The sequence below is a fragment of the Myxococcales bacterium genome (assembly GCA_016706225.1).
Classification (GTDB): domain Bacteria; phylum Myxococcota_A; class Polyangia; order Polyangiales; family Polyangiaceae; genus JADJKB01.
Genome location: JADJKB010000003.1, coordinates 693,932 through 714,842, shown reverse-complemented (window position 1 = coordinate 714,842; position 20,911 = coordinate 693,932). Strand labels below are relative to the sequence as shown.

At 67.0% G+C, this 20,911-nt stretch carries 16 protein-coding genes; 6 read left to right on the top strand and 10 right to left on the bottom strand.

The window, feature by feature from the left end:
- Positions 1 to 38: 38 nt before the first annotated feature.
- From IPI67_04855 to IPI67_04845, 3 genes are all read right to left on the bottom strand, one after another.
- Positions 39 to 1,040 carry a LysR family transcriptional regulator gene (locus IPI67_04855; protein ID MBK7579519.1) on the bottom strand — a complete coding sequence of 334 codons (1,002 nt, stop codon included), beginning with the start codon at positions 1,038 to 1,040 and terminating at the stop codon, positions 39 to 41.
- On the bottom strand, positions 1,037 to 1,645 hold the full coding sequence (locus IPI67_04850; protein ID MBK7579518.1) for an NrdH-redoxin: 609 nt from the start codon (positions 1,643 to 1,645) through the stop codon (positions 1,037 to 1,039). The genes IPI67_04855 and IPI67_04850 overlap by 4 nt, the downstream gene beginning before the upstream one ends.
- Before the next feature lie 448 nt (positions 1,646 to 2,093).
- A complete protein-coding gene (locus IPI67_04845) occupies positions 2,094 to 4,001 on the bottom strand; it encodes a glycoside hydrolase family 15 protein (GenBank protein MBK7579517.1) in 1,908 nt (635 codons plus the stop codon).
- A 123-nt stretch (positions 4,002 to 4,124) separates the two neighbouring features.
- Between IPI67_04845 and IPI67_04840 the strand changes: the two genes are divergently transcribed.
- Positions 4,125 to 5,750, top strand: a complete 1,626-nt coding sequence (locus IPI67_04840; GenBank protein MBK7579516.1) for an IgGFc-binding protein — start codon at positions 4,125 to 4,127, stop codon at positions 5,748 to 5,750.
- A 50-nt stretch (positions 5,751 to 5,800) separates the two neighbouring features.
- On the opposite strand, the gene IPI67_04835 is transcribed toward IPI67_04840, so the two are convergent.
- Positions 5,801 to 6,478, bottom strand: coding sequence for a hypothetical protein (locus IPI67_04835; protein ID MBK7579515.1), 678 nt, complete (start codon positions 6,476 to 6,478; stop codon positions 5,801 to 5,803).
- Between the two features lie 111 nt (positions 6,479 to 6,589).
- On the opposite strand from IPI67_04835, the gene IPI67_04830 reads away from it, so the two are divergent.
- From IPI67_04830 to IPI67_04820, 3 genes are read left to right on the top strand one after another with little or no spacing between them, the layout of a single operon-like run.
- A complete protein-coding gene (locus IPI67_04830; GenBank protein ID MBK7579514.1) occupies positions 6,590 to 7,303 on the top strand; it encodes a DUF4331 family protein in 714 nt (237 codons plus the stop codon).
- A gap of 13 nt (positions 7,304 to 7,316) precedes the next feature.
- On the top strand, positions 7,317 to 8,111 hold the full coding sequence (locus IPI67_04825) for a DUF4331 family protein (GenBank protein ID MBK7579513.1): 795 nt from the start codon (positions 7,317 to 7,319) through the stop codon (positions 8,109 to 8,111).
- 18 nt (positions 8,112 to 8,129) lie between these two features.
- Positions 8,130 to 9,431, top strand: coding sequence for a hypothetical protein (locus IPI67_04820; protein MBK7579512.1), 1,302 nt, complete (start codon positions 8,130 to 8,132; stop codon positions 9,429 to 9,431).
- 57 nt (positions 9,432 to 9,488) lie between these two features.
- Here the strand turns inward: IPI67_04820 and IPI67_04815 are convergent, their stop codons facing one another.
- The 6 genes from IPI67_04815 to IPI67_04790 all read right to left on the bottom strand — a co-directional run bounded on the left by IPI67_04815 (position 9,489) and on the right by IPI67_04790 (position 18,166).
- Complete coding sequence (locus IPI67_04815; GenBank protein ID MBK7579511.1) at positions 9,489 to 9,959, bottom strand: cupin domain-containing protein; 471 nt, start codon at positions 9,957 to 9,959, stop codon at positions 9,489 to 9,491.
- A 114-nt stretch (positions 9,960 to 10,073) separates the two neighbouring features.
- Positions 10,074 to 11,963, bottom strand: a complete 1,890-nt coding sequence (locus tag IPI67_04810) for a hypothetical protein (protein MBK7579510.1) — start codon at positions 11,961 to 11,963, stop codon at positions 10,074 to 10,076.
- Between the two features lie 38 nt (positions 11,964 to 12,001).
- Entirely contained in the window at positions 12,002 to 12,925 is a 924-nt protein-coding gene (locus IPI67_04805; protein ID MBK7579509.1) for a hypothetical protein, read from the bottom strand.
- Between the two features lie 76 nt (positions 12,926 to 13,001).
- Positions 13,002 to 13,901: a hypothetical protein gene (locus IPI67_04800; GenBank protein MBK7579508.1), complete on the bottom strand. Its 900-nt coding sequence runs from the start codon at positions 13,899 to 13,901 to the stop codon at positions 13,002 to 13,004.
- Between the two features lie 36 nt (positions 13,902 to 13,937).
- Positions 13,938 to 14,834, bottom strand: a complete 897-nt coding sequence (locus tag IPI67_04795) for an SUMF1/EgtB/PvdO family nonheme iron enzyme (protein ID MBK7579507.1) — start codon at positions 14,832 to 14,834, stop codon at positions 13,938 to 13,940.
- A gap of 8 nt (positions 14,835 to 14,842) precedes the next feature.
- Positions 14,843 to 18,166: a DUF4215 domain-containing protein gene (locus tag IPI67_04790; GenBank protein MBK7579506.1), complete on the bottom strand. Its 3,324-nt coding sequence runs from the start codon at positions 18,164 to 18,166 to the stop codon at positions 14,843 to 14,845.
- A 267-nt stretch (positions 18,167 to 18,433) separates the two neighbouring features.
- On the opposite strand from IPI67_04790, the gene IPI67_04785 reads away from it, so the two are divergent.
- Both IPI67_04785 and IPI67_04780 read left to right on the top strand, forming a co-directional pair.
- The gene (locus tag IPI67_04785; protein ID MBK7579505.1) at positions 18,434 to 19,888 is read left to right on the top strand and encodes a hypothetical protein; all 1,455 of its coding nucleotides are present in this window, start codon (positions 18,434 to 18,436) and stop codon (positions 19,886 to 19,888) included.
- A 67-nt stretch (positions 19,889 to 19,955) separates the two neighbouring features.
- The gene (locus IPI67_04780) at positions 19,956 to 20,867 is read left to right on the top strand and encodes a DUF952 domain-containing protein (protein MBK7579504.1); all 912 of its coding nucleotides are present in this window, start codon (positions 19,956 to 19,958) and stop codon (positions 20,865 to 20,867) included.
- The last annotated feature ends 44 nt before the right edge of the window (positions 20,868 to 20,911 follow it).

Genomic DNA, 20,911 nt, shown 5'->3' with positions numbered 1-20,911 from the left:
GAAGTCATCATTCAGCGGAATCGAACGGTCGCCGGCTTTCAGCGTTTGGCCCGAGGTTTTTCCTTGGACTTTGCGCGCCCCGCTGACGAACGTCGGGCTCGCGGCTCCGGTCCTGGCGTGGCTGGGCGCTCGGCGCGCGGCGCCGCATCGAGCGCACGCTCCACCCGCGCGATGAGCTCGGCGGTGAAGCTTGCGCTGGCATCTTCCGCGCGGCAGGCAGCGTAGACGGTCGTGTCGGGAACGGGCGCCGGATCGAGGCGCCACAACCTCCCGCTCTGGAAGTCGCCGTGCGCAACGACGTCCGGCAGCACACACACGAAGCGGCCCGACAGCGCGACCTGATGGTTGGTCGAGAGCATCATGATCTGGAACGAGACCTTGCGTGGGATCTCCACCGGCCAACCGTCCATGGGTGTGCCACGATCACCGATGCCGGCGATGCTCTGGGCGTGGGGTGCGAGGTCCTCGAGGGTTACGCCTTTGACCTCGAACAGCGGATGCCCCTTACCGCAGTAGAGTGAGTTGGTCAGGGTTCCAATGCGCCGGCACTCGATGCCCGGCATTGACGTGGCATCGTAGTAAAACGCAACCTCGATCTGACCATTGGCCAGCTGCTGGTTGGCTTCCTTCGATTTCAGTGTGGTCATGCACGGTACGACGCCGGGCTTCTCGCTCTCCAGCTCGAGCAACGCTGGCAACACGAAATAGTCCGTCAAGACACCCAGGGAGGCGACCCGGTAGTCACCGCTGAAATCCCGGGCGAGAACGCCGTGCATGGCGTGCTCCAGCGAGGTCATGCTGCGGCGAATCGCCGCCAGCAGACGTTGACCTGCGGCATTGAGCGTGATGCGCCGCGAGCCGCGCACAAAAAGCTCCTCCCCCAGGGTCTCTTCTACGAGCTTGACACTCCGGGAGAGCGCAGACGCGCTGACGTGGAGTCGCGAGGCGGCGGTGGGCAGATGTTCGGTCTCGGCGACCACACGGAACGCCGGGATCCAGGGCCAGATCAGGTGGAGTTTTTTCGCGGGGTCCGCGCTCACAGTGTCTTCGCGTTGCGCGCGGACTCGACCGCCCGCTCCAGGGCCTGGGGGCTGTAACCCACCAAGATCTGCCCCATTACATCGATGACCGGAATGGAGGCGCCGGGCATCTTCACGCGCTCCAGCTTCTTCTTCATCTCCGCCTGTGCCGACTCGTCCGCGTCGACGTCCTTTTCGGCGACTGTCACGCCGCGCTGCCGAAGATACGCGGCTGCGTCGTGACACGGCTTGCACCACTCGGCGCCGTAGACGATGGCGTAGACTTTCTTCCCCGCCACCTTGGGTGGCGTCGCGGGGCCGGGGCCGGCCGAGCTGGACGCGAGCGCCGAAGGAGCAGCGGACGCGCTCGGCGGAGGGGCCAGCGCCTCGAGCCGAGCCTTGCGGCGGCTCGCGCCTTTTTCGTCCCACTCGCTGCGGGCCATGACCTTGACTGGGTAGGTGCCGTCGGGATTCTTCTTGGCGAGATCTGCGACGTACACGAGCTTGCCGGTGCCCTCTTCCCGTGTGGTGTTGACCACGCGCACTTCGGAGCGCCCGGCCTCGGGCACGTCGGCGACCTTTTGCACGACGTGGAAGTCCCCCTTGTCGTCGATCCACGTGAGCAGCAGGTTGGCAGTGTCGTCCTTCAGCTCGAAGGCAGGCAGCTCGTTGTTGGTTGGCTTGGCCCCCGTTGGATCCTCGCCGCTCGGCGCGTCGGTCTTGCCCTTGCAGGCGCTGGCCAGGCCGAACGCGAGCACCAGGGACAAGAGCAGCAGCCAGTGCCTGAAGACACGCGTCATGCTTCGAGCTCCTCGTGACGATGGCACGCCCCCTTCTTAGCGCATTGTGGCGGAGTCTCCCAGGTCTCTGGCCCGGGGCGCACTCTGGACGCGGGAATGAAAGAGCCCGGCGCCGCGACAAGAGCGACGCCCGGCGGAGGGTTCAGGCGCCGACCAAGCGGACGAGTGTGCCGATGACGCGATTGAGTTTGGCGATGAGCGCTGAGTCCAGCGAAGCCAAGTAGCCGAGAGCGCAAGCGACTTCGAGACGGGGAGCGCCGTTCGCCGCGCGTCGTCAGGCCTTGCGTTTGCGTGAGCCCACCAAGTGGGGAGCACGAGCCGAGCCTTCGTCGCGCAGCCGGAGCGCGAGGTCGATGCGAAGGGCCGCGTTGATCAGCCCCAGGTGGCTGAACGCTTGAGGGAAGTTGCCGAGCAGGCCTCCGTTCGACGGGTCGATCTCCTCGGCGAGCAACCCCAGGTGATTCGACGCCTCGGCGTGGGCGATGAACACCTCGCTCGCCTCTTCCAATCGGCCCTGCAGCGCCAAGGCCTCGGCCAACCAAAATCCACACAGGACGAAGGCGCCTTCTTCACCTCCCACGCCGTCAGCGTGCCCGCGGTAGCGGTGCAAGAAAGGCCCGGTCGAGAGCTCACGCCTGACCCAGCGCACGGTCTCGGCGAGGCGCGGATCGTCGTCGGGCAGGAAACCGTGAAGCGACAGGAGCAGCAGTGCAGCATCCGGACGTGTCTGCCCGTACGCGCTGACGAAGTGCTTGCCGCTCGGGTCCATCGCGTTCCTGCAGATGTCCGCGTGGATCTCCCTCGCCGCCTTTTGCCAGCGCGCCGACAGGTCGCTCCGCCCGAACGAGGTGGCCAACTGCGAGCCCCGGTCCATGGCCAGCCAGTTCATCAGCTTGGAATGCACGTTGTGCTGAGCCCCGCTGCGCGGCTCCCAGATCCCGTCGTCCGGCTTTTGCCAGCTCTGTTCGGCGTCGCTGATGATCGCTGCGAGTTTGTGCCAAGCCTTCAGCCCCAGGATCCCGCCGAAACGCTCGAACAACTGCGCGGCATCCACGATGGCGCCGGTGGTGTCGAGCTGCAGCTGGTCTCGCGCGCCGTTTCCAACGCGCACCGGTGACGAGCCGAAGGCGCCCGACAAGTGCGCGAGCTCGATCTCCGACGGGACCTCGCCACCGTGGATCGTGTACATCAGCTTCAAGCCGTCGTGCGTGTTCACCGCATCGCGCATGAAATGGTAAAAGTCACGCGCCTCGACGCCGTACCCGATCAGGTTCGCGGCGCGGATCGTCATCGCGCCGTCCCGCACCCACGTGTAGCGATAGTCCCAGTTGCGAGTCCCCCCGATCCATTCGGGAAGGGAAGTGGTCGGCGCCGCCACCACCGCCCCCGTGGGCCCGTACATCAACAGCTTCAGCGTCAACGCGGAGCGCAGCACGTGGTGTCGCCACGGACCGTCGTAGGACAGGCGCGCGGCCCACTCGCGCCATTTCCGTCGCGTGACGCGCAGATGTTCGTAGGGTCGGTGGGCGTCGACGTGCTCGACCAGGTCCGCGTTCCAGTTGAGGATGCACCAGAGTCGGGTCTCGGGTGAGACCCGCAAGGTCGCGCGCATGCCGCCACTCGGGAGCGCCTGCCAGCGCAGGTGCGAAGACACACTCAGCGCGAGTCGTTCGCCGTTCTTGCCCTCGGCCATCAGGCCGTGCTCCGTCGCTTCGATGCGGGGCACGTCGCGACCAAAGTCGAAGCGCGGATCGAAGATGAGCTCTATCTCGAGCTCGCCGTTCGGGCAGTCGATGCGACGATGGAGCTCATGAATCGAGGCCCTCGGGTCGTCTGCCCAGGGCATGGAATCGAGCAGACGGAGGGTGCCCTGACCGGGCACGTCCAAGATCGACTCGAGCACGTTCGTGTCCGGATCGTAGGCTTGCAGTGCCTCGAAGGGCCGGGCCACGGGTCGAATCGCCATGGACCCGCCGCGCTCGCGGTCGAGCAGTCGTCCGAACACGGCGGGGCTATCGAAGTGCGGCCAGCACAACCAGTCGACGGCCCCGTCGACGGCGATGAGCGCGGCGGACAGCCCATCGCCGACGATGCCACGTGCCGCGAGCGGCAGCTCGGTCGAGGGATCGGCGCCGACCACGAACGGACGGCTCAGCCGCCGAGCAGCGCTGAGGAGATCCACTCTGGCAGCATCTCAGACATGGCTCCGTTCCGGAAAGCCAAAAGGGCCGAGAGGTCCAGCTGCTCCTGCGCGACGAGCGGACCGGACGTGGCTCTGACCGCTGCTGTATGCTGGCATTGGCAGGTGAGGTTCGCATCAATCAGCCGTTGGGTCTGGACTGGGGGCGTCGTCGCGGTCATCGCGCTGGCCTGTTCCGTCGACCTCGCGCCGCTCGAGGGATCTCCTGCGTCTGGGGGGAGCGGCGGAGCCGTCGGGGGAAGCACCGGGGTCGGAAGCTCGGACTCGGGCAGCGGCGGGAAGCCCCCGGGAGTGCTCCCGGCTTCTTGTGGCGATGCCGCGGCCGCGCCATCGAGCTACGGCTGCGAGTTTTGGCCGACGGTGACCCCCAACCTCGTCTGGTCCATTTTCGACTTTGCGGTCGTGGTGACGAATCCTCAGAACGCCAGCGTCGAGGTCAAGGTCAATCGAGGCGCCGAGTTCACGACCACCGAGACCCTACCCGCCAAAACCGCCCGCGTCGTCTACCTACCGTGGGTGACGGCGCTCAAGGGCCCCGACGCCACTGCGTGCGGTTTCCTCGACGGAGCTGCAGGCACCACGCGCGTCGACGGTGGCGCGTATCGACTCACCAGCAGTCTGCCGGTGAGTGTGACTCAATTCAATTCCATCGAGGCCCAGGCGCAGGGCGGTCCGAGCGGGAAGAGTTGGAGCAATTGTCCAAAGTGCCCTCAGGCTCCGCTGAGCTGCGCCTCGCGAACCGCGGACTCTTCACTCTTGCTTCCGACCAGCGCGCTCGGCACGAGCTATCGCTTGGCCAGCGCTGCCGGGTCACAGCAGTTGAACCTCGGTCCCACAGTCACGCTGACCGGAACCGCCGACGGCACCCACGTGAGCGTCACGCTGTCCGGTAGCGCGCAGGTCGTGGCGGGTGGTGGCATCTCGGCGCAGGGAGCTTCATCCAGCTTCAGCGTCACACTCCAACGGGCCGATGTGATCGTGCTTCAGGCGTCGGCCAAAGGGGACCTGAGCGGGAGCCTGATCAGTGCCGATCAGCCGCTCCAGGTCATCTCGGGGGCGGCGTGCGCCGACGTGCCGATCGGGAAGCTGGCCTGTGATCACCTCGAAGAAACCGTCGTGCCCACCACTCGCCTCGGCAAACGGCACATCGTTCCGGTGCCGCAGGGTCCCAAGGGGGACCAACCGGGGCACGTCGTTCGACTTGTAGGGCACGTGGACGGCACTGCGCTCGCCTACCCGGAATTCAAGCCGCCGAACGCGCCCAATACTCTCTCCGCCGGCCAGGTCGCCGATCTCGGGCTCGTCAAACAGGACTTCGTGATCGAGTCCTCACAGCCCATCGTCGTGCTGTCGCTCATTCCGGGTTCCGAGGTCCTGAACGGGAGCCAGCAGAAGGCTGCGATGGGTGATCCCGCCATGCGACAGATCGTACCCGTGTCGCAGTACCACCGCGCCTACTCGGTCGCCGCGGCGCCCGGATTTCAGTCGAGCCACTTCGAGCTGATCATTCCGATCGGGAAGACAGTCAGCTTGGATGGTGTTCCGCTCGTGGCAGCACCAAAACCACTCGGGAGCTCGGGCTACGGCGTCTTGATCGTATCCGCCACGCAGCCCACCGCCGTCTTCCGCTCGCTGACCAGCGATGCGCCGTTCGGGCTGCAACTGGTCGGCTTCGACGAGGAGAGCTCGTACGCACATCCGGGCGGTCTGGACTTCGCTTCGGCGCCGTGAGGGTCCCGTCGAGCCGTAACGCTCGGAAGATGATTCGGCGGCGGCGCGAGTCAGTTTCGCCTGCGCCGCCGGCGCACGGTTGCCGCAACGACCAGCGCGGTCAGGAGCGCGCCGGCCACGATGAGTAGCTGAACGGGAAGTTTGCCTGCGCGCGGCGGAAGCTCCACCGCGACGGTGCGGGGGGCGCCGGCGAGCAGTGCATCGTCGAACGCGAACGAGAGCGTCACCGCGCGCGAGCCCGGGTCGGGGCCCGCGGCGCGCGGGGGACGGGTGGCCGATGGCATGATCACCACGTCGGTGCGGACCACGTCGGAGCGCGCCCAGCGATCGACGAGCCGGATCGAGTTGGCATCGCCAGCGGGCAGCGCCAGGCTCCACTCGAGCCTGCCCACTCCGTCCGTTGTGGTCCAGTCGCTCATCGACGCGCGCTCGATCCAGCGCGGCTCGGCTGGCCGGCAATGCACTGACTCGTGGCTCGGGCCGGTGCAGAGCTCCAGCGATCGGCAGAGCTCGGCGCTCAGTGCATCGAGGTGGTGAGCCTCTTCGTCCTTCGAGACCTGACCGTCGTGGTTGGTGTCCGCGCGGGTTGCCTCGGCGACCAAGGCCTCGGCCCGCAGGCCGAGCGCGTACCTCAACCGCGGGGTCTCCCGCTCGAGGTCGAGAGTGATGCTGCGCTCTCCCCCGCCGGTGTCGTGCCCGAGATGAGCGATTGCGGCCGTGGTCGCCATGAGCGCGCACAAACCGAGGCCAAATCGCCACGGCTTGTGATCCAAACCAAGCGTCGTTACGTAACGGAACTGGGCGTCTCGGCAAATCCTGCGCCCCTCGGAGGTCAACTGATGAAAATAGTGCATAAATGGCGGAAAGCGCTCGCGGTCTGCGCCGTCTTCGGCGCGACGCCCTTGGCTTTTGCGGCCGACCATATCGATTCGGACGCCCTGGCCACGGACCCGGCCGCTGACATCACCGACGTATACGCGTGGATGCAGAGCGGCAAGCTGGTCATGGTCATGAACGTGGCGCCGCTCGCAACGACGGCGTCCAAGTTCTCGGACAAGGTCCAGTACGTCATCCACACGAAGTCGGGGGCCGTCGGCCTTGCGCCGACCGAGCCCGACGTCAACGTGATCTGCACCTTCGACGCGGCTCAGAAAGCCAAGTGCTGGGTGGGGGACAAAGAATACGTCGAGGGTGACGCGAGCGCGACCGCTGGCATCAGCAGCGCCAGCGGCAAGCTGAAGGTCTTCGCGGGACTCCGCGACGATCCGTTCTTCTTCAACCTCGATGGTTTCAAGGACACGGTTGCGACGGTCGAGAGTGTCGCGGCGTCATTGACGTTCGACGCCTACGGTTGCCCCACGATTGACGCGCCGACCTCCGCCGTGTTGGTCAGCAAGCTGAGCACCGATCCGAAGGCCGACGCCGGCGCGGCGAAGGACTTCTTCGCGAGCAAGAACGTGCTCTCCATCGTGGTCGAGATCGACCCCACCCTGGTCAGCGGAACGACGGCTCCGGCCGTTGCCGTCTGGGCCAGTACCAACAAAGCACCCTGAAAGGAGGCGAGCCATGAATAGAACCATGATTTTGTTCCTCGCCTCGGCGCTCTGCGTCGGTACGGCAGCGGTCACCGGTTGTGGTGACGACGATTCGGGGGGAGGCGGCAAGAAGGCCACCGGCGGCACCGGCGGCACCGGCGGCACCGGCGCGACGGGTGGCACCGGGGCGACCGGTGGCAGCGGCGGTACGGCCGGCAGCGGCGGCGGTACCGCCGGCAGCGGCGGTAACACCGGCGGTAGCGGCGGTGTTGCGGGTTCCGACGGCGGTACGGTTCCTACCCCGCCAACGCTCGGCGCGCAGATCGATCGCATGGGCCGTCCGGCGATCAACACCGCGCTGAACAAGACCTTCGAGGCCGACAACACCAAGAAACAAGCGGCCAAGGACGCCTACAACTTGGACGGCGACACCAGCAAGTGGGGCGGCAACGTCACCGAGTTCCAGGGGAACCTTGCGATCTTGGACAGCCTCGATACGGTGTGCGGCAATCAGTTGCTCTACAACGTGGAAGCGGCGCAGCCGTACAGCGGGCTTGCTGGCGCGCTCGCCAAGGACTGGTTGATCGTCGACGTGACGAAGCCGACCTGCGGATATCTCGGGTACGAGACTCCCGTTCTCGGCCTCGGTACCACGGGCAACTGCGGCGGGCGCATGCTCGCCGACGACGTCATCGACCTGTCCTACTCCGGCCTCGCCGCAGGCGCGGCGGGCTTCCCGAGCGGGAAACCGGCCGTGGGTGACGGTGTCGCGGCCAACGACAAGGCCTTCTTGACGTCCTTCCCGTACCTCGCAGCACCGAACTGAAACGACTACGCTCAGGTGATGCGGAGCATTCTGGTCGGCATTGCCTCAGCTCTGCTCGTTTCCTGCAAGAGCACGGCCTCCTCGCCCTCGGCTGGGGAGGCCGCTGCCGTTTCGGCGACGCCTTCTCTGTCCGCTTCCGCAGAAACACCGCAAGGCCCACCGACGGACAAAGAGGTGCCCACGACCAGTGGCGAGATTGCTCTCGGGAATCTGACGGCACAGCTGAGTGTCGCCGAGAGTGATTTCGCCGCGCGACCCAAGGACCTCGACGTCCGCTCCAAGTTGGTCGAGCTCTTGGCAACGCGCGCGGACGCCACCGGCAGCATCGGGGATCTCACGCGCTCTGCCGAGCTTGGGCGGGGCGCCGTCGAGCTGCATCCCGACGTGGCGCAGGCGTTTCGCATGCGCGCTCGGGCCGAGACGACGCTGCATCGTTTCTCGGCCGCGCTGACGGATCTGGATGCGGCGGAGAGACACGGGCTGAAAGCGGCCGAACTGGCTGGGGATCGCGCGACGATCTTTCACGCGCTCGGGCGTTACGACGAGGCGCTGGTCATTCGAAAGCGGCAGGCCGAGTCGAACCCCGGGTTGCGTTCACTCGGCCTCTACGCGGCGCTGCTCTCCGACATGGGGCAGCACACCGCGGCGGACGAGGGCTTCGCCAAGGCCGTGCGAAGTTACCGGGACGTGTCGCCGTTTCCCGTTGCCTGGCTCCTGTTTCATCATGGCACGGCGCTCGAGAAGAGCGGACAGGTCCCGCGTGCGAAGGAGATGTTTCAGGCCGCCGTGGCGCGCATGCCGATGCACGCCCACGCGCGCATTCATCTGGCCGCCTTGGAGCCTCCGGCGGCGGGACTCGCCTGGCTCGCGCCCATCGCAGACAAGATCGACGATCCGGAGGTCTGGGCGCTGCAGGCGCAGCTCTTCGCCAAGACCAGCCGTGCCGACGATGCCGCGCAGGCAAAACAGCGAGCCGCCAAACAGTTCGAGGCGCTCGGTCGGGACTTTCCCGAAGCCTTTGCCGATCATCTGGCGCGATTTGCCCTCGGCCCCGGCAACGAACCCGGCACCGCGCTGCGCTGGGCGGCGAAGAACCTCGAGCTTCGGAAGACCTCCGAGTCGTACCAACTCGCCCTGGAGGCCGCCGTCAAAGCGGGCAAGAGCGAGACCGCGTGTGAATACGCCGAAGCGTCTGCGACGCTACCGCATGCGACAGGTCGCCTCCAGCTGGCGAGGGCCGATGCCTTCGTTCACTGCGGCAAGCCGGAGCGGGCGGAAGAGGCCCGGGCCGAGGCGCGCAAACTCGCGCTCTTGCGCTGAGAGGAAAGCTGCCACGCGCCGTGCTCCGCTGCATTGGGGGAGGCGTGCTCCGCGAGCTCATCTCGGACCGGCGAAGTCGGTGCCGTCATGATACGTGAAGCGCGCTTTCTTCCCCTCGATTTCCACTCTGAGATCGACGTCCGAGTACGTTGCTACCTCCCGCGGGGCTTTGGTCCCGACCACCAGGAAGCGCGCCTCGTGCTCCGTCTTGTTGATGAAGTGATGCCCGTTGTCGTCACCCGCCGGGAAGGCCGCACAGTCCCCAGGTCGCATGGGTATTTCGCCCTCGTTCTGCACCAGGGTGCACTCACCAGCGGTCACCATCACGAACTCGTCCTCGTGTTCGTGCCAGTGCCTGAGTGAGGACTTTGCGCCCGGGGCGAGGATGATCAGGTTCGCGCCGAACTGCGTCAGGCCGCCCGCCTCACCGAGTCGCAGAGACGAGCGCCCCGCCATCTCGGAGGCGTAGGGCTCGGGGTAGATCGAGCCGGTCTTCTTGGGGCAGTTGTCTTGGTCAATGAGTCCCATTCGAGTCTCCCGAGCTCCGAGGCGTGTGCAGACGCCACGTCGGAGCGGAGTAGCTCGCTCACGGCTGACCGGGCGAGCTGCATTCAACAGCAGCAGGTGCGTATCACGCCGCGATCAACGGATCACCACCTCCGCCAGCCCGCCACCGCGCCCCGCGTGTTCGACGAGCACGATACTCAAACAAGTGGCCCGCTCCGCGGGGAGCTCGACTGAGCCGAGGCCTTGTTTGCCCCGGGCAAGACCGACTCGTCGCTCCGAGAGGGGAGTCGCGCCGTTCCACAGGCTGACCTGGACGAGTCGAGCGGCGAAATCGCGATATGGGGCGTTCGAGGCCGAGCGCAGCTCGATGCCTTCGACCGCGCGCGGTTGCTCGAAGTGAACGTCCAACACCGCAAAGGGTTCGGTGCTGAGCCACTCGGTGTCGTTTTGGGCGTCGATGGCACGCTCCGGCGCGTAGTCCCGATTTTTGCCCGAGTCGACGAAGCTGGTGGCTGCGGCAGACAGCCCACGAGAGCCCTTCACTGCCGGGCTCGCCGCAGCGCACGGCGTGTGGCCGAGGACCTGCAGTACCTCGCGAAATCGCCAGGGGCCGGCCGCCAGTGTGAGCCCCCACACGATGCGGGCGAGATCCGTCCGCGTCACGCCCGACGGGGCCTGGAGCACATCCTCTGCCACGATGGGCCGGCCCTCTCGGTCGACCTCGACGTAGGTTCGGCCGCCCTGGCTCGTCACCCAGCGCTGCATGGCGATGAACCAATCGAATGCACGGTCATCCGGGCGTCTGTCCTCGAGCGCGGCGTGCAAGCTCAGCCATCCCGTATTGGGGATGGAACCGAAGTACGGCAGCGAGGCGTCAGCCCATACGGCGAAGACGAGCAGGTCCCGGTCACCAAAGGTGCGTTGCATCCGTGCGGCGAGCAGAGACGGCGGAGGTGCTCGGAGGCTGGGTAGGACGGAGGAAAGCAGGTTCGCGCTCAAGATGAGCGCCCCGGCCACCAGCGACAGCACTGCAACTCGTTTCCCTGCGACCTCGATGTTGGTCAGCGCGCCCAGCACGCAGAGCCACGGGACCAGTAGCCAGAACCGAAGCTGCTCGACGTCCCACCAGGCCACGAAGACCGCGTGGCCGAGCGCGGCCAAGAACAGCGGCGCTGCTTGGCGCACGCCCCGCAGACCCGAACGAATCAGCCACCAGGCGCTGACCACCAAGAGCCCATCCCAGGCCAGCCCCGACAAGAGCTCGAGCGCGGGCGTGCGTCCCGGCGCCACCAGCGATGCACGCAAGCCGACGAGAGCTGAAGTCAGGGCATGGGGCCGGAAGTGGCCATAAATTCCGCTGCCATTGCTGAAGGCATGGGGCGGAATCGTCTTCAGCCACACAATGAGCAGCGGACAGAGCGCGACGGTTGCGAGCATCGCGGCCGACTGCACCGTGTGCCACCGCGATCTGCCGGAGCGACGTTTCATTGCGCCAGTCGCAGCGATCGCCGCCACGGCAAGTGCCGACATCGGGTTGAACAGCGCGGCGAGTCCACCCAGCAGCGCGGGTCCGACGAACCAGGGGGTTCGCGGGCGGGCCTCGCTGTTCCCAACCCCCACGAGCATCCAGGTCACGAGCGCCAGGGATGGCGGCCAGTAGGGCAGGAAGGGATCCCGAAGCCAGCTCAGCGACATGTGACAGGAGGCGAGCAGCAACGTCGCGGCGTACGCGCTCAGCGCGGAGCGCGTACTGCGGAACCCGAGGACCCAAACGCCGGCGAAAGCGAGAGCCATGAAAGCGGCGTTCCAGAACGTCGTGAGACCCAGGGATCGGCCGGACCACCCGCACGCGCGGAGGGCGTGGAACAGCGCCCACAGGCTGACGTCTGCTGCCGGGTGTTTCCACACGTACGGCACATCCGGGCCTTCGTACGCGAGGAGCTCATCGAAAGCGTCGCTGGTGACGTCTCGGGAGGGGAATCCGATGCCGATAACCAGCGCGACGAGTGAAGCCCCGAACGCCAACGTTCGAGGACGGCGCGTTGAGGCCGCGACCGCGCTGCTCAGAGCGGCGCGCAAGTCGACACCCCGGCGCCAACGACCGTTGCGTTGACCTTCGCGACCCAAGTCAGCGAGCCGTCGCTGGGACGATAACGATGGGCATCGCTGGGTGCGGTCGCCTCTGGAGCCGTGAACATGTAGAAATCGCCGCCCCAGTAGGCAAACGCGAAGGAGGAGTTTTCGTTGCCGAGGGCGAGCTCTACCGACGAGAGCAGCTTCCCCGTTGCCGGATCGATCTCCGCCAGGCGGGAGCCCTGTGGGCCGGCGGGTAATCCGAAGCCGAAGAGGCGGCCGTCACCCGTGCCGGTGAGCTCGATGGCATTGCTGAAGGGGGAAGCGTACGGGGCGATGAACGAGAGCTTCAAGGTCTCGACGTCCAGCTTGGCAAGCCCCTTGGAAGGCGAGGTGTAGGTCGACTCCGTGACGTAGAGATTGTCGGCGTTGCCCGCCGGGTCGAAGACGAAGCCCATGCCGAAGAGCGCCCAATCCAGCTGGAACGGGCTGAACGCGGTCGGCTGACACTTCGCGCTCTTGGTGTCCACCTCGTACAGATGTCCGTCTCGGTAGAGGACGTAGGCCGTGCCCCCGCGATCGACCCCCATCGAAAAGGGAACGCTGCTGTTCTGACAGAACGCGGTCCCGATGTGGATGAACGTCGCGCTCGGCGGATCGAAGCGATAGAGCAGTGATTGGGCGGTGATCACGTAGACCGCGGGTGGGCCCGAGTCGTCACAAATCGTCGGCGCCGCGTCGGGTTCGGCATCGGGTCCCACGTCGGGCACGATGTCCACGGAAGCGTCCTCGATCACGTCGGGGCCCGCATCTTCGACGACGCCAGCTTCTGGGCGGCCCTCCAGCAGGCCCGACTTGGCGCCGCACGCGACCACCACGACGGCGGCAGCGAGCGCGGAGCAGAGCGACCTCACGTTCCCGATGGTCGCCAATGCTTCGCGGCCGGTCAACCACCCGCGTCTTTGCCTGGGCCGCGACGCAGAGCGGGTGTCAGTTCGAGCTGAGTTCGAGCGTGAACGTACCGCTGACGCTGGTCGTGTAGCTGTCGATGAAGAGATAGTACGTGGCGCCCGCGGTGACGCTGAAGCTCAGGCTCACGGCTTGACCGATCGTGACGGAATAGGCGCACTTCGTCGGCGAATTCGCCAGGCAACTGCCGGCCGAATAGTACACGCTGCTGCTGAAGCCGCTCGGCGTCAGCTTGGCGGTCAGTGTACCGGTCCACGCAGGCACGATCCGGTAGACGACGTCGTTGCCGTTCCCGCTTGGACTGCATTTGCCTCCACCGCTCGAGTCGTTCGAAAACCCGACGAGCGTGCCCTGGATCGTCGTGAGCGGTGCGGTCAGCTGCAGCAGCGTGCCGGGACACGCATCTTGGTTGTTCGTCGCTCCGCCGGTGCCGCCGGCGCCCGCTCCGCTGGTTCCGCCGCTGCCGCCGCCTGCCCCGATGCCTCCGCCGCCGGTGCTGGTCCCGCCAGCGCCGCCGCCCGCGCTGCTTCCGCCCGCGCCGCTGGTTCCGCCCGCTCCGCCGCTCGCGCTGGTTCCGCCGCTGCCGCCGCTGCCGCCCGTGCTGGTCCCTCCGCTCCCCCCACTTCCGCCGGCGCCGCCCGCGCCGCCATCCGGACACATGCACGGGTCGTAGCCGGAGCCGTCGGGTTTACACGCCTGCGCTCCCTCGACGCCACCGGGACAAGCACACGCAATCTGCACACCGGGGACACACGCGCTGCTCGCGCCGCCGCCGCCGGTCGTGGAGGCACCGCCGCTGGCGTTTCCCGCAGCACCCCCGGTCGCTGCCCCGGGGCCGACGTCTTCCGACGTCGCGCACCCGCCTCCGCCGATCAGCGCACCGAGCACGAAGAGTGCGGGACGCCAAGCGCGCGAGCTCATGACTGACAAACTAGCACGCCCTCTCTCTTGTCGTGCTCACTCACAGCAGCGGAAACCCACGCTCTTACCGGTCGTGTTGCGCGCAAGCGAGCTGTCGGCCCCGCAACCGAGCGCCGCTGCGCCCTGAGAGAATGAACCCCCGCGGATGCGACACAGGTCATCGGCGCCCGCACTCGCGTTGCACGAATCTTCCCATTCCCACACGTTGCCGCTCATGTCGCGCAGCGCCGGATATCCACCCTCGCAGCCCTTGGCATCGCCCACCGCGATCGGACCCGCCTGACCGTAGTCTGCGCCGTTGCAAGCAGTGGGTGTATAGGTCGCGCCGTACGGATACGTCTTGCTGCCCCCCGCGCTACAGGCGTTGTGCCACTGGCTCTTCGTCGCGCTGGCAAAGTCGCCGTAGACGTTGGCCCCACCGCCGATCTTGCCGCACAGGCGTCGTTTGGCCCAGCGGCAGTAAGCCGCGGCATCACAGAAATCGACGTAGTTGACCGGGAGTTTTGCGTCCGTCGCGGGCCAACCCTGCGCGGGCACGTAGCTCGTGTTCCACGCACACTCACCGCCCTGCAGCTGCGGATTGGGCTGGGTGTCGAGCCACGCTTGGTACGCCTCGTTCGTGACCTCCTGGGCGAAGATCCCATAACCACCTGCCGCGACGATCTGCGTCGCCGGGCACACACCACAACTGGGCTCGTCACACTGGCAAGCGCTGGGCGCCGCGTCACCTGCGTCCGTGGTGGAGGAGCCGCCGGCTCCCGAGCTGCCGCCGGTGCTGGCGTCAGCGCCCGCCGCTCCACCGAGCGCGACGTCGCCCACGCCCGAGTCGATGACCTCCTCGTTCACTGGCTCGGCCTGCGCACAGGCTACCGCCCCGACGAGGGCGACGAGCCCCAGCGGAACGAATGGATGACGCGCGACGCGCCGAGCCACGGTCTTGATCAGAGCGCGCCCTTCCCACGACGACGGATGGCGAGCGCCAAGAGACCGAGGCCCGCGAGCAGCCAGGCTGGGGCCCCGCCGCGTGCAGGAACGCTGCAGCCGCAGCCGGAGCCCGAGCCGCTGCCCTGCCCGGCGCCACTGCCGCCGGCGAATCCGCCGCCGCCTTGACCTGCGCCCGCGCCACCGGTGCCAGTGGCGCCCGCGCCCGCGCTCGCGCCCGTTCCGCCACCGCCGACGCCGCCGGCTCCACCAGCGCCCTCGGTCTCACACAGCGGGCTGCAACCATCAGCGGCCTTCAGGTTTCCGTCATCACAGGTTTCGACGCCGGCGTGAACGTGACCGTCTCCGCACGAAGCACTGACACAGGTCGTGAGGCAGGCGTCGTCCTCGTTCGTGTTGCCGTCGTCGCAGGCCTCGCCCGCCTGAATCACCCCGTCGCCGCAGCCCGGCAGCTTGCACTGGTTCGAGCAGCCGTCGCCATCGACCTGGTTCCCGTCGTCGCAGGTCTCGACTCCAGTCTGCGTGAATCCATCGCCGCACGCAGCCGTCTTGCAGGTCGTCAGACAGGCGTCGGTGTTGAGGTTGTTCCCATCGTCGCACTGCTCGATGCCGGTCTGGGTGTAGCTGTCGCCACACTTGGCGGTCTTGCACGTGGTCAGGCAGGCGTCGGTGTTGGAGGCATTTCCGTCGTCACATTCCTCGAGACCCGCCCGCACGAAGCCGTCCCCGCAAGACGCCACGATACAAGTCGACAGACAGGCGTCGGTGTTGTCGGCGTTGCCGTCGTCACAGGCCTCGCCGGGCTGCACGAGCCCATCACCGCACCCGGGCAGCGTACAGGTGTTCGAGCAAGCGTCGTTGTTGTTGGTGTTGCCGTCGTCACACAGTTCGACGCCGGCCTGGGTGTAACTGTCTCCGCACTTTGCGTTCTTGCAAGCGGCGACGCAGGAGTCGGTGTTGGAGCTGTTGCCGTCGTCACACTCCTCGGTACCGGCCTGCACGTAGCCGTCCCCACAGCTGGCCGTGACACAGGTCGTCAAGCAGCCATCGGTGTTGGAGCTGTTGCCGTCGTCACACTGTTCGCCGGCTTGCTGGAAGCCGTCGCCACACTTGGGGAGCGTGCAGGCGTTGGTGCAGCCATCCGTGTTGGTCGTGTTGCCGTCGTCACACTCTTCGGGACCATTCTTGAGCGAGTCGCCGCACGACGGTCCGAGCCCGGTGCACGTGGAGTTGCAGTAGCCGTAGCCGCCGTTCTTGGTGCCGTCGTCACAGGTCTCGCCCACACCCTGAATGCCGTCGCCGCAGACCGTGACCAGCGCGAACTCGAACGCGCCCATGTCGAACGCCGTGCCGTTGATGCCGTCGCCGTCGAGCGGTCGGGTCACGCCGTCGTAGTCGTGGTTGGGTGCGCCGGTCGCCGTTCCGGTGTCGATGCAGACGCTGCTGCCCTGGAGGTGAAAGTCACTCGCGCTCTTGAAGTTCGGGTTCTGCGAGATGGTCCCGGCGCCCAACGGGGCGTTGGTGTTGGTGCCGTTGCCCCAGAGATCCGAGTTCACGATCGTCACGGTCGGCACGTAGGTCGTGTAACGGTAGAGCCCGTAGCTGGTGTGGTTCGTGATGATCGCGTTGGTGACGTTGACGTTGAGGGTCGCAGCACTGCTCCGGGTTGCGTAGATGCCGTAGCTGCCATTGGCGTTGAAGGTGGAGCTCATCACGCTCAGCGTGCTGGTCCCGCTCGAAGCGTTGGCGTAGATGCCGTAGCTGGTGTTGGCGTAGAAGAGCGCGTTGGTCAGGGACAGTGACCCCGGCGCCAAGGTGTAGGCCCCGTATTGGTTGGCTGTCGCTTCCACGATGTCCGCGCCGGCCGACCCCGAGTTGACTCGGAGCCCGTAGCTGTTGGTCTTCAGTGTCAGGTGGTGCAGCGAGTTGCCGGTGCCAGTTGTGTCGTAGAGGATGCCGTTGGTGGCTCTCTCGCTGAGCACGTGGGCCAAGGTGGAGTTGCCCGAGCCCGGTGCGAGTTGAAGCCCGTTCCAGCTCCCCGCGCTGACGCCCGATGACGTCAACGTGATCTTCTCAGCGGCGGTGCCGACGGCACTGATGCTGCCTTCGACGAGGAGCTCGGCTTTGTTCGTCACCGCCCCGCAGCCCATGATGTCGGTTGTCGCGAAGGAGACCGTCACGCCGGGCTCGATCACGAGGCTGACGCCCGTCGGCACTCGAAGGTCGCCGGCGGCGCTGTAGGGTGAGCCGGACTTGGCGAGGGTCTTGTTGGTCCAGAGCACGCCGTAGAGGCCCGGGGTTGGGTCGCCGGTGTAGGGCAGAGCTCCGATGTCCGCGTTGCTCGACTCTCCGGCGAAGCGTGCGGGGGAGTTCTCCGTCAGGCGGCGGTTCGCGGCCGAGACGTAGAGGGGGTTGCAAGAAAAACTCCCGGTGCCCAGCGTGGCGTTGGTGTTCGTGCCGTTCCCCCAGAGGTCGCTGTAGGTGATGTTCACCGTCGGCACGTAGGTCGTGTAGCGGTACAGGCCGTAGCTCGTGTGGTTGGTGACGATGCTGTTCTTCAGGTTCACGGTGAGCGTCGCCGCGCTGCTGCGGGTCGCGTAGATGCCGTAGCTGCCGTTGGCGTCGAAGGTGCTCTTGTCGATGTTGACGGTGCTCGTTCCGGACGAGGCGTTCGCGTACATGCCGTAGCTGGTGTTGGCAAAAGCCTGAGCTTCCGTGATCGTGGGCGAGGCGGGCGCGAGCAAATAGAAGCCGTACTGGTTGGCGGTCGTGAGCACCTTCGACAGGGTGGGAGAGCCGCCGTTCAGATAGATGCCGTAGCTGTTGGTGGAGAAGGTCGAGTCGACCACCGACAGCAGCGAGCCCGTCGCCGCGCTGGTCACGCCGTAGCTTGCGTGTTTGACGACGGCTCCGGAAATGCTGGCGCCCGTGGCGCCCGCTTCGACGACGATGCCGTACCAGGTGCCGGCGGTCGTCCCCGTCTCCCCCTCGAAAGTGACCGGGCTCGCCGTGGTTCCGCTGACGGTCAGCGTCCCCTTGATGGTCAGCTCGATCTTCGTGGAGCTGAGGCCGCCCGCCTGGCCGTCCGTCGACTTGAACTTGACCGAGGTCCCGGCCTGAATCGTCAAGTAGGCACCGGCCGGGACGGTGACGTCGCCCTCGACGATGTAAGGACTGCCCGCAGGCGTCCAGGTCTGGTTCACGACGTTGCCGCCGGTGACTTGTGTTGCGGAGGCGCTCCGAGACGCAAAAAGCACGGCGACGAGGGCCGTGACGCTGGCGAGGGCGCGGAGTCCACGAGCGAAGAAAGTGGGTGGTTGCATGTCGAACCTTCCGGACGATTCTACTCGGATCCCGAGACCCGGCTCCTGCCTCGTACGTACCGGCGCCCCGATTCTGCCAAGTCGGCGCCTGCGCCGGCGAATTTGCCCTGGAATTTCCAGCCGGCCGAGGATTCGAGCGCTGCTGGTCGTCGTCGGGTCGATGGCGGTGCTGCTTGTCAGAGGGGAGGGCGCGCTGACACCATCGGCTCCCCCGTGACGCCAGGAACGCGGCGGCCGGCGAAGAACGGAACCAGCGAACACTCCGCCATGGGTGACGAACGCGCATCTTCTCGCGCCCGCCAGGTCGGCGGCAGCATCAGCGCGTACGGGCTCGGTCTCGTCGTCGCCCGGCTGAGCTCCTTCGTGGTGCTGCCGGTGCTCGCCCGCGCCGTGCCGCCGGAGTTGCTCGGAACGTACGCGTCGCTGTCGAGCGCGATGCTGATCGTCTACGTCGTGTGTGCCGACTTTGGCCTGGGTGAGGCAGCGCTGCGCCTGGCGTCGGACAGTGAGGGGCTCGACTCCGCGTCCTTGTTCAAGACGGTCGCGGCGCTGCGGACCTTCTTCGGCGGCGCAGTCGCCGTGGGCTTGTGGGTCTTTGCGCACCCGCTCGCGAGGCTCTTGACCGGGTCGGAATCTGCGGCGCGCTTCGCCCCGCTGCTCGGTGCGTCGGTGCTGATTGGCGCGCTCGCACGCTCGCTGAGTGACTATCTGCGCGCCGAGGAGCGCCACAAGATCGTCGCTGGGAGTCTCGGTCTGCTCACCCTCGGGGAAAACCTGCTGTTTCTGGCGCTGGCGCTGGTTACGCGTCTGGACTTGTTCGAGCTCCTCGCGGCTCGGATCGGGGCCCAGCTGGTTGCGTTCGCAGTGTTGGCGGTTCCGAGTCGTTCATTGTTCGCCGGGCGCGTTGCGCTCGCGACGACGCGCTCGCTGTTCGCTCTGGGGCTGCCAGTTGGCGTGTTTCACTTGCTGATCGCCGTGCGCGGAGCCGATCGCATCCTGGTAGCACGTCTGGCGACGCTGTTCGACGCCGGTTGCTACGACGTTGCGGCGCGTTTTGCCGCCCCGGTGGCCCTGTCGAACGTGGCGCTGAACATGACCCTCGAACCCCTCGCCTACCGGCTGCACACCGACCCCGACGCGCGGCTCGCCATCGCGGATTTTCTCCGGGGTTACACGCTGCTGTTCAGCGTCGTGGCGTTTGCCGTTTCGATCCTTGCGCCGGAGCTGATCGGTCTGTTTGCCCCGGCCTACGTCTCGGGAGTCATCATCGTCCCAGCGCTTCTCTTCGTCGACGTCGCGGACGGCGTGCAGCGAGTTGCGGGGATCCCCGGTGAGCTGGCGAAGCGCACGCGCCTCTGGTTGGCCGCTGCCGGTGTCAACGCGGCCGTCAGTCTGGGTTCGATGCCCTTCTTGATCGCCCGCCTGGGGCCGGTCGGAGCTGCGCTTGCGCTGCTTGCCGGAGCGATCGCCGGAGCGACGGTCGCGTCCTTCCTGGCACGCCGAGTTCACCCCGCGCGGTTGCCCGTCGGGCGCGCCAGCCTGATCGTCGTGGTCGGGGCTTGCGTGGCGAGTGCGGCCCTCGGCTTTGGGTACTCGAGGCCGCTCCCATTGCTGATTCGCGTCGTGCTCATCTTCGTGTTTGCGCTGCTGGCCTGGTTTGGCTCCGGGCTCGAATGGCGGCGGCTGCGTGGGCGGCTGGTCGAGCTTTTTGGGCGCGAGTGAGCTAACTGGCGCCCCGGACGCGCCCGGCGCGAACGCGCGTAAGACGACAGGCTATGCTGCTCGGCGCATGCGCTGGCTGTTTCACGTCGTGCCGAGCCACGAGCTCGAGTTCAACGGCGAGCAGCGCTACGCGCCACCCTCCCTGGAGTCCGAAGGGTTCATCCACGCTTCGTATCAAGAGGCGGTGCGAGAGAGTGCGCGGCTGTATTTCTCCGATCTGCCCGCCGACGGTCTGCGCGTGCTCGCCATCGATCCGCGCCGGCTCGACGTGCCCGTCAAGATCGCCGAGACACCCCGAGGGCCCATGCCTCACGTGCACGGAGCCGTTCCGTGCGACGCGGTGCGGGTTCTCGATTTCGACGAGCTCGATCGCCACCCCGATCGTGTGACGGGAACCCACTTCGGTTTTGTCGCGTTCGAAGGCATGACACTCCTGGATCTGGTGGGCCCTCTCGACGCCGTCTCCCGCATCGCGAGCATGGGTTTCGATCCCACGTCGACGACCGAGGTGATCGCGCTCACGCACTCGGGCCAGAACGCCGAGACGAGACCGCGCGTCTGGGCGGGCTCCGGCGCCTCGTTTGCGGCGTCGCGCTATCGGCCCGAGCTCGACGACTTCGACGTGTTGATCGTCCCAGGAGGTCTCGGAACCCGGGAGCTGGCGCGAGACGGGGAGCTCACCGCGTATCTCTCGACCTTCCCCGCGAATCGCTTGGTCGCGTCGGTATGCACCGGAGCCCTCTTGCTCGGGGCAATGGGACGGCTAGCTGGCAAACCGGCCACGACCCACCAGAACGCGCTCTCACTGCTCGCCGAGTACGGCGCCATCCCGCGCAGAGAGCGCGTCGTCGACGCGGGGAGCGTCGTGACCGCTGGCGGCGTGACGGCCGGCATCGACCTGGGGCTGCACCTGGTTCGGCGCTTCGTCGCCGAGTCCGTGGCTGACGCCGTCGCTCGGCAGATGGAAGTACGAGCCTGAGCCCCTCGCACGACGGCTTCGACTGGCCGCCGCCCTCGATCGGC